This window comes from Haloferax sp. AS1, assembly GCF_014530665.1.
GTDB classification, from domain to species: Archaea; Halobacteriota; Halobacteria; order Halobacteriales; family Haloferacaceae; genus Haloferax; species Haloferax volcanii.
In genome coordinates this window covers 880,817-893,078 of sequence record NZ_SPSA01000001.1, presented here as the reverse complement: position 1 = coordinate 893,078, position 12,262 = coordinate 880,817, and the positions used below count along the sequence as shown (strand labels likewise).

General features: G+C 68.1%; 12 protein-coding genes. 7 read left to right on the top strand and 5 right to left on the bottom strand.

The features are described from left to right. The first annotated feature begins 7 nt into the window (after window positions 1–7). The 3 genes from E4P24_RS04815 to E4P24_RS04805 are packed head-to-tail and all read left to right on the top strand — an operon-like array spanning window position 8 to window position 3,595. Window positions 8–1,933 carry a NosD domain-containing protein gene (locus E4P24_RS04815; protein WP_115860217.1) on the top strand — a complete coding sequence of 642 codons (1,926 nt, stop codon included), beginning with the start codon at window positions 8–10 and terminating at the stop codon, window positions 1,931–1,933. Then, window positions 1,926–2,777, top strand: a complete 852-nt coding sequence (locus tag E4P24_RS04810) for an ABC transporter ATP-binding protein (RefSeq protein WP_188148187.1) — start codon at window positions 1,926–1,928, stop codon at window positions 2,775–2,777. Before E4P24_RS04815 ends, E4P24_RS04810 begins: the two co-directional genes overlap by 8 nt. Beyond that, complete coding sequence (locus tag E4P24_RS04805) at window positions 2,774–3,595, top strand: ABC transporter permease (protein ID WP_004064284.1); 822 nt, start codon at window positions 2,774–2,776, stop codon at window positions 3,593–3,595. The genes E4P24_RS04810 and E4P24_RS04805 overlap by 4 nt, the downstream gene beginning before the upstream one ends. A gap of 52 nt (window positions 3,596–3,647) precedes the next feature. Here E4P24_RS04805 and E4P24_RS04800 read toward each other — a convergent pair whose 3' ends face one another. Beyond that, on the bottom strand, window positions 3,648–4,292 hold the full coding sequence (locus E4P24_RS04800) for an FAD-dependent oxidoreductase (protein WP_004064285.1): 645 nt from the start codon (window positions 4,290–4,292) through the stop codon (window positions 3,648–3,650). Window positions 4,293–4,598: 306 nt separating this feature from the next. Between E4P24_RS04800 and E4P24_RS04795 the strand changes: the two genes are divergently transcribed. Both E4P24_RS04795 and E4P24_RS04790 read left to right on the top strand, forming a co-directional pair. Then, window positions 4,599–6,359, top strand: coding sequence for a 2-oxoacid:acceptor oxidoreductase subunit alpha (locus E4P24_RS04795; RefSeq protein WP_004044050.1), 1,761 nt, complete (start codon window positions 4,599–4,601; stop codon window positions 6,357–6,359). Further along, entirely contained in the window at window positions 6,356–7,219 is an 864-nt protein-coding gene (locus E4P24_RS04790; protein ID WP_004044051.1) for a 2-oxoacid:ferredoxin oxidoreductase subunit beta, read from the top strand. Before E4P24_RS04795 ends, E4P24_RS04790 begins: the two co-directional genes overlap by 4 nt. A gap of 214 nt (window positions 7,220–7,433) precedes the next feature. Here the strand turns inward: E4P24_RS04790 and E4P24_RS04785 are convergent, their stop codons facing one another. After that, complete coding sequence (locus E4P24_RS04785; protein ID WP_013035477.1) at window positions 7,434–7,631, bottom strand: hypothetical protein; 198 nt, start codon at window positions 7,629–7,631, stop codon at window positions 7,434–7,436. Between the two features lie 236 nt (window positions 7,632–7,867). Between E4P24_RS04785 and E4P24_RS04780 the strand changes: the two genes are divergently transcribed. After that, a complete protein-coding gene (locus E4P24_RS04780) occupies window positions 7,868–8,650 on the top strand; it encodes an aldo/keto reductase (protein WP_004064287.1) in 783 nt (260 codons plus the stop codon). Window positions 8,651–8,738: 88 nt separating this feature from the next. Continuing rightward, window positions 8,739–8,930, top strand: a complete 192-nt coding sequence (locus E4P24_RS04775) for a hypothetical protein (RefSeq protein WP_004044054.1) — start codon at window positions 8,739–8,741, stop codon at window positions 8,928–8,930. A 35-nt stretch (window positions 8,931–8,965) separates the two neighbouring features. On the opposite strand, the gene E4P24_RS04770 is transcribed toward E4P24_RS04775, so the two are convergent. From E4P24_RS04770 to E4P24_RS04760, 3 genes are all read right to left on the bottom strand, one after another. Next, window positions 8,966–10,102 carry a DUF373 family protein gene (locus tag E4P24_RS04770; protein WP_188148186.1) on the bottom strand — a complete coding sequence of 379 codons (1,137 nt, stop codon included), beginning with the start codon at window positions 10,100–10,102 and terminating at the stop codon, window positions 8,966–8,968. Between the two features lie 43 nt (window positions 10,103–10,145). Further along, window positions 10,146–11,147 (bottom strand): signal peptide peptidase SppA, encoded by a 1,002-nt coding sequence (gene sppA, locus E4P24_RS04765; RefSeq protein ID WP_004044056.1) that lies wholly within the window; start codon window positions 11,145–11,147, stop codon window positions 10,146–10,148. Between the two features lie 90 nt (window positions 11,148–11,237). Beyond that, window positions 11,238–12,161: a coiled-coil protein gene (locus tag E4P24_RS04760; RefSeq protein ID WP_004064289.1), complete on the bottom strand. Its 924-nt coding sequence runs from the start codon at window positions 12,159–12,161 to the stop codon at window positions 11,238–11,240. Window positions 12,162–12,262: the final 101 nt, after the last annotated feature.

Sequence of the window (12,262 nt, the reverse complement as noted above, 5' to 3'; positions counted from 1 at the left end):
CTGACCGATGGCGCTTCTCACGCCCGAGACGACCCGCTGGGTCGCCGCCGCGACGGCGCTCGTCTTCGTCCTCGCGAGCGTCTCCTTCGTCGTCCCCGCCTCCGGGTCCGTCTCGCCGGTCGCCTTCGACGACACGGTCAAGACCGGCGGCACGTCGGTCGACGTTCGCACGGCCGAGGTCGAGGGGTTCGAGGTCCCGCTCGCGCAGGTCCACTTCTCGCGGTACCGCTACGTCATCGGCTACTACGACGTACGGACGGCCGCCGCCGACGTGTCCACGCCCGAGAGCGCCCGTCAGTTCGGTGACCCGCTCGCGGTGTTCGTCACCGACTACGCGACCGTCTCGCCCGACCTCGACGGCGACGGCTACCTCCGAACCGAACACAACCGCAACCCCGACTGGACGAAGGCGTCCGAGGCGTCGTTCGTCGTCGACTCGGGCGCGCGGGTCCCCTCCGGCCCGATTGCGGTCCCGTTTTCCGACGCCGACGCGGCCCGCTCGTTCGCGGACGCCCACGGCGGCGAGGTCGTCGATTGGGCGACGCTCCGCGACCGCGCCGGCGACCCGCTTTCGTCCCGCCTCGCCGCCTTCGAGTCGTCGGTCGCCGCCCACCACGAGTGGGCGAACGGGACCACCGCTGCGAGTGATGCGCTGTTCGACAGACCCGTCTCGACCGTCGTCGGCGAGGACGCGCCGACCGTCGAGGCGGCGGTCACGGCGGCCCCCGCGAACACGACCGTCTACGTCCCCGCGGGCACCTACTCGGTCGACGCGGTCGACCTGAACCGCTCGGTGACGCTCCGCGGTGCCGGACGCGACACCCGACTCGTCGGCGACGGCAACGGCAGCGTCGTCCACCTCCGCGCCGACCGGAGCGCGGTCGGGAACCTCGCAATCGCCGGCGTCGGCGGGGTGGGGACGCGACGAGTCCGCGCCAGCAACGAATCCGTCGACTGGGACACGCGCGTCGAACTCGCCTACGGCCGCGGCGACGCCGGCGTCGTCCTCGACGGCGCGAACGAGTCGGCGGTCCGCGGCGTCGAAATCGACACGCCCGCGAGCGGCATCATCGCCCGCGAGAGCGCCGACAGCGTCGTCGACGGCGTGACCGTCCGCGGGGCCGACGAACCCTCCGACGGCTTCATGGGCGTCGTCCTCATCGGCGAGCGGGCGGTCGTGCAGGACTCGACGTTCATCGACGGCCGCGACGGCGTCTACACCCACCGCGCCGACGGGAGCGTCGTCCGCGACAACCGCATGGAAGACGGTCGCTACGGCGTCCACCAGATGTACACCTCCGAGGCGCTCGTCGCCGGCAACGTCGTCCGCGGGGACCGCATCGGCGTCGTCCTCATGACCCGGCCCGTCGGCAACCTCGTGGTCGGAAACGACGTGCGCGAGTCCGACTTCGGGTTCATGCCCGCCGGGAGCGACACCTACGTCGCTGACAACGTCTTCGCCGGCAACGACTACGGCATGGACGTGAGCGGCGACCGGCAGGTGTACGTCGGAAACGTCGTCGCCGGCAACGGCGTCGGCGTCCGCGGGAGTTCGACGTTCCCGACGAACGTCGTCGTCCGAAACGACATCGTCGACAACGACGTGCGCGTCGAGTCGTCGCTCGGCCCGATGCGGACGTGGACCGCCGGCGGCGAGGGCAACCACTGGGGCGACCTCCCGCTCGAAGACGCCGACGCCGACGGGGTCTACGACCGGGCGTACCAGCCCTCCGGGCCGGTCGACGCCGAACTCGGCCGCGAACCCGGCGCGCTCGCGCTCTCGGAGTCCCCCGCGATGCGCGCGCTCCGCCGCGCCCGCGACGCGGTGTCCGGCCTCCGCGGGTCCGGCGTGGTCGACGCCGCGCCCCGAACCGAGCCGGTTCGACCGGAGACGCTCGCCGCCCTGAACGCGACGGAGGAGACCGATGACTGACCGCGACCAGACACCCCCGACGACTGACGAACCCACCACGATGCCGAGTCCCGACCCCGCGGCGACCGCCGAGACTGCCGAGACAGACTCCGACGAATCGACGGGCGAAGCAGCCGTCTCGGCCTCGAACGGGCCGGCTATCGCCGCGACCGACCTCAGTCACGCCTTCGGAGACGTGGGCGTCCTCGACGGCGTCTCGCTGTCGGTCGCGCCCGGCGAAATCGTCGCGCTCGTCGGCCCCAACGGCTCGGGGAAGTCCACGCTCCTGCGGTTTCTCGCGCGAGTGCGCGCGCCAGACGAGGGGACCGTCACGGTGGGGTCGACAGAGAGCGGCGGCGGCCGGGGCCGCGTGGGCTACCTCCCGCAACAGCCCGGCTTCCGCGCCGGCTTCTCCGCGGCCGACACGCTCGACTTCTACGCGCAGTTCGTGGACGAGGACGTGGACGTGGCCGGCGTGCTGGAGCGCGTCGGCCTCGTGGACGCCGCGGACCGCCGAGTGGGAGCGCTCTCCGGCGGGATGACGCGCCTGCTCGGCCTCGGGCGGGCGCTCGTCGGGGACCCGGCCGTGGTCGTCCTCGACGAGCCGGCAAGCGGCCTCGACCCCGGCATGGTCGAGCGACTGTTCGACATCGTCTCCGACCTCGCCGACGCGGGCGTCGCGGTCGTCCTCTCGTCGCACAACCTCGGTCCCGTCGAGCGGACCGCCGACCGGGTGGTCGTCCTCGACGGCGGCCGGTTCGTCGCCGACGGCGACCCGCGGGCGGTGGTCGAATCCGTCGGCGCGGCCGACCTCCAGACCGCCTTCGGTGACCTCGTGGCGACCAAGGAGGTGACGGGGAGATGAGCGACGCCGGCTCCGGCGGCGTCAGCGACCTGTTCGCCATCGCGGCCCGGGAGCTCCGCACGGTCGTCAGAACTCCGGCTGTCGTCGCGCTGTCGGTCGTCTTCGGGCTGACGGTCGTCGCGGTCGCGGCCGCGGGGTCGGGCGCGCGCGGCGGCTACGTCCCGCTGGTGCTGGATTTGGTCCCGTTCGTGGAGGCGCTCGTTCCGCTTCTCGCCGTCGCGCTCTGTTACCGGGCGGTGCTCTCGGACCGCGAGTCGGGCGAACTCGACGTGCTAAGGACGTTCGACGTGTCTCGCCCGGCCTACGTCGGCGGCGTCTACCTCGGCCGGGGGCTCGCGCTCGTGTTCGTCGTCTTCGGGTCGTTGCTCGCCGCGGGCGCGACCGTCCCGGTGCTCTCGCCGCCGGACCCGACGTTTCTCGCGCTGAACGAGGCCGCCGACTCGCCGGTCGCGTTCCTCCGCTTTTCGGTCCTCGCGGTGCTGTTCGCCCTCGCGGTCGCGGCCGTCGCGCTGGCCGTCTCGGCCGCCGCGCGGACCGCCCGACAGGCGATCGCGCTCGCCGTCGGCCTGGTCGTCGCCTTCGTCGTCGGCGTCGACGCCGCCGCCGCCGCCGGGCTTGCCTCGGGGACCCTCGGCATCGACGCGGTGCCGCTCGCGCTCGCGGTGAGCCCGAACGGCGCGTTTCGGTCGCTCGTCCTCGGCGTCGCCATCGAGACCGGCGGGGGCGGGTCGCCGGCCGCGGCGCTCGCGGGGCTCGTCGGCTGGGTCGTCGTCGCGCTCGCGGTCGCGGTGCTGACGGCGTGGCGGCCGGTAGAATAGTGTTCCGGGCGGCGCGAGCCCGCGGACGGCGCAGGCAGCGCGCGCGAAGCGGTTACCCGAAGTTCTCGACCTTCGCGGCGTCGGCGTCGCCGCCGGCGGCCTCGACGGCGTCGGTCGCGCGCGAGACGAAGTCGGCGAAGCCGTAGACGAACAGCTGTTCGCCCTCGTCGCCGGTGAGCGCGTCGGCGACGGCGTCTGCGAGGTCGGACTCGTCGCCGGTGACGACGACGCTCGCACCGTCGTCGCGGAGCGCGGAGAGCCGTTCCTCGTGGGCGGGCGCGTCGTCGAGATAGACCACGGCGGCCTCGTTGCCGTCGGCGACCGCGGCCTCGGCGATGCCGACCGCGGGGCCGACGCCGGGGCCGCCCGCGAGGACGACCACGCGCGACTCGCCGTCGTAGTAGCTCTGCCCGAACGGCCCGGAAATCTCGACGTCGTCGCCGGCGGCGAGCGAGTCGAGGTGCTGGCTGAACGGCCCTGCCTCCTCGGGGTCGATGCCGACGGTCACTTCGAACGTGTCGCCGACGCCGGGCGACGAGAGCGTGTAGAACCGCGCGTACGACTCGCCGTCGACCTCGGCGGAGAGCTTGACGAACTGGCCCGGCTCGGCCTCGAAGCCGTCGGGCGTCTCGAACTCGATGGCGACCGTTCCGGGACCGACGTCGCGGGCCGCGGCGACGGTGACGATTGCGTCCATGCGACCGGGTTGGTCGCAGGCTCACAAGGGCCTTGCCTTCCCGGACGTGCGCGCCGGAGTCAAGCCCGAACCGTGTCGACCGTGCACATAGTGTGAACCGGAGATAATTGCCACGAGATGGTGAAACACACCTCAATTAGACATTTGGTCGGTTCTATTCCCACAATTCGCATATTAGTCCGCAGGTCGGCCTATTTTAGGCACTCACAGAACTCACTCGTCAAATTTTCATTTATTATCAGTACCATCGTTTAACACCAATTTTCAGAAGGCTTTTGACCCGGCTATGGGTAGATTTCACCCAGCATGCCTGCGGACTTCAACTGGGCCATCGGCGGCGAGGCTGGCGATGGCATCGACTCCACGGGGAAGATTTTCGCTCAGGCACTCTCCCGGGCCGGACGCCACGTGTTCACGTCTAAGGATTTCGCTTCGCGAATCCGGGGCGGATACACCGCGTACAAGGTTCGGACTGCCATCGACCCCGTGCAGAGCGTCGTCGACAGACTCGACGTGCTCATCGCGCTCACACAACGAACAATCGACGAGAACCTCGACGAGTTGCACGAGGGCTCCGTCATCATCTACGACGGCGACCGCTCCACCATGGCGGACGTCGAAATCCCCGAGGGAATGGTCGGGCTGGACATCCCCCTCAAGGCGCTCGCCGAGGAGGCGGGCGGCGCTATCATGCGCAACGTCGTCGCGCTCGGCGCGGCGTGCGCCGTCGCTGACTTCCCCATCGAGAACCTCGACAGCGCGCTCCAGAAGCGCTTCGGCGGGAAGGGCGAGGCCATCGTCGAGAACAACAAGAAGGCGGCCCGCGCGGGCCTCGAATACGTCCACGACGAGTACGACCACGAGTTCGACTACGACCTCGAGACGACCGACGAGGACTACGTGCTCATCAACGGCGACCAGGCCATCGGCATGGGCGCCATCGCCGCCGGCTGTCGCTTCTACGCCGGCTACCCCATCACGCCCGCGACCGACGTGATGGAGTACCTCACCGGCCGCATCGAACGCTACGGCGGCCACGTCGTGCAGGCGGAAGACGAGCTCGCGGCCATCAACCTCGCGCTCGGTGCGGCGCGCGCCGGCGCGCGGTCGATGACCGCCACGTCCGGTCCGGGTATCGACCTGATGACCGAGACGTTCGGTCTCGTCGCCACCTCCGAGACGCCGCTCGTCATCGTCGACGTGATGCGCTCGGGCCCCTCGACGGGGATGCCGACCAAGCAGGAACAGGGCGACCTCAACATGATGCTGTACGGCGGCCACGGCGAGATTCCGCGCTTCGTCGTCGCGCCGACGAGCATCGACGAGTGCTTCTGGAAGACCGTCGAAGCGTTCAACTTCGCCGAGAAGTACCAGGTCCCGGTGTACGTCGCCGCCGACCTGGCGATGGCGGTCACGGAACAGACGTTCTCCCCCGAGACGTTCGACATGGACGAAGTCGAAATCGACCGCGGCAAGGTCGTCGACGACGACTCCATCGACGAGTGGCTCGACGAGGAAGGTCGCTTCCAGCCGCACGCGCTCACCGACGACGGCGTCAGCCCGCGCGCGTTCCCCGGCACGGAGCAGGGCGCGCACATGTCGACCGGCCTCGAACACGACGAACTCGGTCGACGGACCGAAGACCGGTCGATGCGCGTCGAGCAGGTCGACAAGCGCGACCGGAAGGTCGAGACCGCAAAGCAGACCGAGGACTTCTCGCCGCGCGAGTTCGGTGACGCCGATTCGGACACGCTCATCCTCTCGTGGGGCTCCAACGAGGGCGCGCTCGTCGAGGCGCTCGACTTCCTCGAAGAGGACGGCATCGACGTGCGCTTCCTGTCGGTCCCGTACATGTTCCCGCGGCCGGACCTCACCGAGGAAATCGAGGCGGCCGACGAGGTCATCGTCGTCGAGTGTAACGCGACGGGGCAGTTCGCCAACGTCGTCGAGCACGACACATTGACCCGTGTCAAGCGCATTAACAAATACGACGGCGTCCGCTTCAAGGCGGACGAACTCGCAGACGAAATCAAAGCCACCCTCGACGCAGAGGAGGTTTCAGCATGAGCTCAAACGTCCGCTTCACCGACTTCAAGTCAGACAAACAACCGACCTGGTGTCCCGGCTGTGGGGACTTCGGGACGATGAACGGCATCATGAAAGCCCTCGCCAACTCCGGCACCGACCCCGACAACACGTTCATGGTCGCCGGTATCGGCTGTTCCGGGAAAATCGGGACGTACATGCACTCGTACGCCATCCACGGCGTCCACGGGCGCTCGCTCCCGGTCGCCGCCGGCGTCAAGCTGGCGAACCCCGACCTGACCGTCGTCGCCGCCGGCGGCGACGGTGACGGCTACTCCATCGGCGCGGGCCACTTCATCCACGCCGTCCGCCGCAACGTGGACATGGCCTACACCGTCATGGACAACCGCATCTACGGTCTCACCAAGGGGCAGGCCTCGCCGACCTCGCGCGAGGACTTCGAGACTTCGACGACCCCCGAAGGGCCCCAGCAGCCCCCGGTCAACCCGCTCGCGCTGTCGCTGGCCGCCGGCGGCACGTTCATCGCGCAGTCGTTCGCGACGGACCACAAGCGCCACGCGGAAATCGTCCAGGAGGCCATCGAACACGACGGCTTCGGCTTCGTGAACGTGTTCAGTCCCTGTGTCACGTTCAACGACGTGGACACCTACGACTACTTCCGCGACAACCTCGTCGACCTCGCGGACACCGACCACGACCCGACCGACTACGACGCGGCCAAAGAGAAGATTCTCGACTCGTCGAAGGAGTACGAGGGCATCATCTACAAGGACGAAAGCTCCGTCTCCTACGAGGAGAAGTTCGGCGTCGACCAGGATATGTCGGACATCCCGTCGGGCGCGCCCGACGACGCGATGGACCTCGTCCGCGAGTTCTACTAACGACGACCGCCGAACTCGCGGTTGACGCCGCGCCGACCGCTCACCGAACTTCGACCGTTCTTTCGACCGTCTCCGACTGCTCGATAGGCCCGCGAGCGCCGCGAACGCTTCACCGCCGAAAAGAGTCGACTGACCGAGTCGGTCCGAGCGGGACCACGGAGGTCCGGGCGACCGAGCCGACCGACCCGCCACCGAGTCTCCCGACGACCCGCTCTTACGCCACCGTCTCGATGTTGAGCCGGTAGCGCGTCCCGCAGTCGAGACACCGCGCGTCGTCGGATTCGATGAGCTCCGTCACCAACACCTCACCGAACTCGCAGTTGGGACACTCGTAGACGAGCGAGTCACCCGCGATACGGTGTGCGAACGCGTTCGTGTTCTCTTCTGTCAACGGCTCTGATGCGGACGACATTCCTGACCACCAGTCAGATATGCTATCACATGACACATAAACTATCCGCCGCCGAGCGTCGGGTGGCGTCGAGCGGCATCGGGTGACGAGCGTCTGAGACCCCGTGTGACACACCCTCAGGCCGTGAAAGCCGGAAATTCGCCCGCCCTTCCGGAACGTCTTTTCAACTCGCGGCCCTTGAATCAGCCATGACGGAGAACCTCGCTTCAGCAGACGACGCACCGCGAGCGAACGGGATGCCGATGCTCGGGCTCGGGACGTGGCAGAACACGAACGCCGACGAGTGTCGCAACGCGGTGCAGACGGCGCTGGAGATGGGCTACCGGCACATCGACACCGCCCAAGCGTACGGGAACGAGGCGGAGGTCGGTGAGGGCATCGCCGCCGCCGACGTCGACCGCGACGAGGTGTTCCTCGCGACGAAGGTGTGGGCCGACGAACTGTCCCACGACGACGTCATCGAGAGCACCGAAGCGAGCCTCGAAAAGCTCGGCGTCGACTACGTCGACCTCCTGTACGTCCACTGGCCGTCCCGCGAGTACGACGCCGAAGAGACGCTCGCGGCCTTCGACGAACTCGTCGAGCGAGGGCTGACCGAGCGCGTCGGCATCTCCAACTTCGAGCCCGAACAGGTCCGCGAGGCCGTCGAACTGTCCGAGTCCGGCGTCTTCGCCAACCAAATCGAGATGCATCCGCTCTTCCAGCAGGAGGAACTCCGCGAGGTCTGCGCCGAGGAGGACATCGAAATCGTCGCGTACTCGCCGCTCGCCCGCGGGGAGGTCTTCGACGTCGACGTGCTGTCCGACATCGCGGAGAAACACGACGCGAGCGAGGCGCAGGTGTCTCTGGCGTGGCTCCGCGAGAAGGGCGTCACCGCGATTCCGAAAGCGACGGGCGAGGTCCACATCCGCGACAACTGGGAGTCGCTCGCGCTCCAACTCGACGACGAGGACGTGGCCGCCATCGACGCCATCGACGTCGAAGACCGCCGCGTCGACCCCGACTTCGCGCCCTGGTAAGCGACCGAACCCGCCTGTTCCCGGTTCGACTCTCGATTCGTCGCCCGGAGCCGCAACGGATTTGTCGAACGAGTCCCGACAGAATCCCATGGAGTTCGACCTCCCCAAGACAGTCGCGTTGCTCGTCGCGCTCGTCGTCGTCGGAACCGCGGCCCTCGTCGGGATGGGCGCGATGGCGACGAGTACGGTCCTGATGATGGTGACGCCGTCGATGCTCGTCTTCGGGGCACTCTGTCTCGCCATCGGCGTCAAACACGGCGAGTACCGGGCGTCGAACTAACGAGGGGACGACACGAAAACACGGGACAGAAATCCTCAGCTCTCGTTTTCTCTGGGCGTGTCGACGACGTCCTCCAGGGTCTCGTCCGAGACGCTCGCGGAGACGCGGACGCCCACGACGCTCACGACGACGCCGGCGACGATGAACATCGCCAGCCGCTGGACCGGCGTGAGCGCGAGTCGCCCGAGCAGTTCGAGGTTCGCTAGCTCGCCCTGTCGTTCGAGGAGGAACCCGGCGAACCCGCGGACGACGAGCCCGATGGCGACGACGCCGAACGGGAGGTTCATGTACGACGTGGAGACGCGCTCGCTCCCGATGAGTTCGTCCAAGAGGCGGCCCGCACTCGCGGTCAGCGCGGCGAGCGCCAGCCACGGCGCGCTGTGGTAGACGAACAGGAGCGACGGGACGAGCACCTCCTCTCCCCCGCCGACGCCGGGGGACCGAATGGCGAGCGCGCCGAGGAACAGCCCGACGATGGCCAGCCCGGCCGCGACCGCGTAGGTGACGACCGACACCTGCCCGGAGTAGAGGGCGTCGCGAATCTGGTCCGGGGCGTCCGAGAGGACCTCGTCGATGGCCAGTCCCTTGTAGAGCAGCACCGCGCCCATCAGGGCGGCGAGCCCGGCCATGGCGACCTCGGGGCTGAACTGGACGAGCAGCAACGGGACGAGAAGCAGGCCGACGCCGAGCGGGACGAGTACCGTCGAGCGAAGCTCCTCGTCGCCGAGGAACTGCTTGAGCAGGTAGTACGTCGACTCGATGTCGTGGGCCTGCCGGACGACCACGCGGTCGACCGCGTCGACCCGGAACCTGCTTTCGACGACCGGGACGAGCCGCTCGTCTTCCGCGCTGTCGATGACGACGACGGCGGACTCGACGTCGAACTGCTCGGCGAGGTCGTCGAGCTGTCGCGCGACGGCGCGGTCGGCTCCGACGGCGCTGTCGCTCGTCCCCGAGATGACCGCGATTTCGGCGTCCTCGCGCTCGTCTCTGAGCTCGCGGGTCGTCCGCAGCGCCGCGAGAAGGCAGTTGACGCTCGAATCCTCGGGGTCCGAGAGCCCCACGTCGGTGACGAGCGACCGGACCGCTTCCCAGCCGACGACGGGCGTCGAGAGCCCGGTCTTGCGGCCGATGTCGTTCGCCCGGTCGACACAGAGGACGAGCGTTGTCACGTGGAAGACGAACGGGGGCGCGGGCTAAAAAGCCTCCCAGTCGTCAGAACCGAAACGAGAAGCCGTCGTCGGGGTCGACCGACGAGGCGAGTCCCGCGCCGAAGGCGTACGCCGCCCCTTCGACGCCGCCGCGGAGCCGGTCGGTGAGGCCGACCTCGGGGGTGAACTCCCGCACCGACACCTCGTCGCGGCCGAGGCGTTCGGCGAGTCGGTCTTCCACGTCGTCGCGGCTCCCCAGCGAGTCGACCAAGCCGAGTTCGTGGGCCTCCTCACCGAGGTAGACGCGGGCTTCGGTGTCGCGGACGACCTGCGGGTCCATGTCGCGGCCCTCGGCCACGCGCTCGACGAAGTCGTCGTAGTAGTCGTCGATGAGCCCCTGGAGGTACTCGCGTTCGTCCTCGGTCGGCTCTTTCAGGGCCATCCCGGCGTCCTTGTACTTCCCCGCGGCGAACCGCTCGTAGGAGAGCCCGACCTTGTCGGCCAGCTCCGAGGCGTTGACCGACGAGCCGATGACGCCGATGGAGCCGACGACGCTCACGTCGTGGGACCACAGTTCGTCGCAGCCGCTGGCAATCCAGTAGCCGCCCGAGGCGCAGGTGTCCGTGGCGTAGGCGACCGTCGGCCCGTCGAAGTCGGCAACGGCCCGGCGGATATCGTCGCTCGGCAACACCTCGCCGCCGGGCGTGTTCAGTTTGACCAGCAGCGCGTCGACGCTGTCGTCGTCGGCCGCGGCGTCGACCTGCTCGACGATGTCGTCGGCGGGCGTCCCGCCGCCGCGACCCGGAACCGGACCGCCGCCGCCGTCGCGGGAAATCGGTCCTTCGACGGCGACTTCGGCCACGTCGTAGTCGGGGAACGCCGAGGCGGCGAGCCTGCCGCCGACGCGGAGCGCGGCGACGACCGTCCCGATGAACAGGAGGAGTCCCGCGAGGTCCGCGAGCGTGTCGGGGACGCGGTAGAACAGAATCCAGCCGACCGCCGCCCCGACGACGGCGAGAACGACCACGATAGCCAGCCGGTAGACGCGCGTGAAACTGTCGGTCACGGTGAATCACTCATGGCTGTCGCTCGGGCTTCGAACGGCATAAAAATGATACGTCGCAAGCGCGACGAAGAGAGAGAAAGTGACCGAAGTTTAGAGCAGCCCGGACTTCTGGAGCTTCATCAGGTCCTCGGTCTCGAGGGTCTCGCCTTCCTTGAACTTCTGGTAGATTTCCTCGGCCTCGGCCTTGGCGGCCTCGCGCTCCTCGGCGCGGGAGTCCTTGCGCTGGCGCTCTTCCTTCTTGTCCAGCTCGCGGAGGCGCTTCTGGACGCGGACGAAGTCCTCGTGGTGACGGTCGGCCGCTTCCTGGGCTTCGACGAAGAGCTCGTGCATCTCGTCGGCCTTGTCGCGGATGTCGTCGGCCTCGCGGTAGGCCTCGATCATCTGGTTGTGGTGTTCCTGGGCGTCGTCGGCCAGCTCGGTCACCTTCTGGTGGTGCTGGGACGCCTCGGAGCGGACCTCTTCTGCCTCTTCGATGAGTTCTTCGAGGTCACCGCTCTCTTCGACCTTGTCCTTTTTCTGGCGAAGCTCTTCGCGCTTGTTCTCGATTTTCTCGATGAGCTCGCGCTCGTCTTCGGTCGAGAGGACTTCGGTCTGCTGGCGGAACTCGAGTTGCTCGATCTCCTCTTTGAGCTCGTCGATGTCCTTGCCGTCGTCGAGCTCGAGGTCGCTTTTCATCTCGTCGACCTCGTCGAAGAGCTCGTTGGCCTTCGCGTTGAGCTCGTTGCGGCTCTGCTTGTGTTCCTGCACCTGCGAGTTCATCTCGTCGCGCTTCTCGCGGTGCTTCTGGGCTTCGTCGACCTTCTCGCGAGTCTTCGCGTTGAGGTCGTCGCGCTTGGATGCGCGCTCGGAAGCCATCTGGTTTAGTTCATTGCGGCGGTCACGGAGTTGACCGGCGAGTTTGATGAGTTCGCCTTTCGAGCCGCTCTCGAGCTTTTCGTCTGGGAGATCGATGTTTCGTGCCTCGTCGAGTTCCTGCACGTCGAACTCGCTAAGTACTTCCTGCTTCGTTACCATGCGTAATCAATCCTCGATACCATCACCACTCCGTGCGTGGCGGCTGCTCGTGGGAGTGCGACCGACCGTGGATAAGAATTCCCGATCATTCTGCGTGCGAT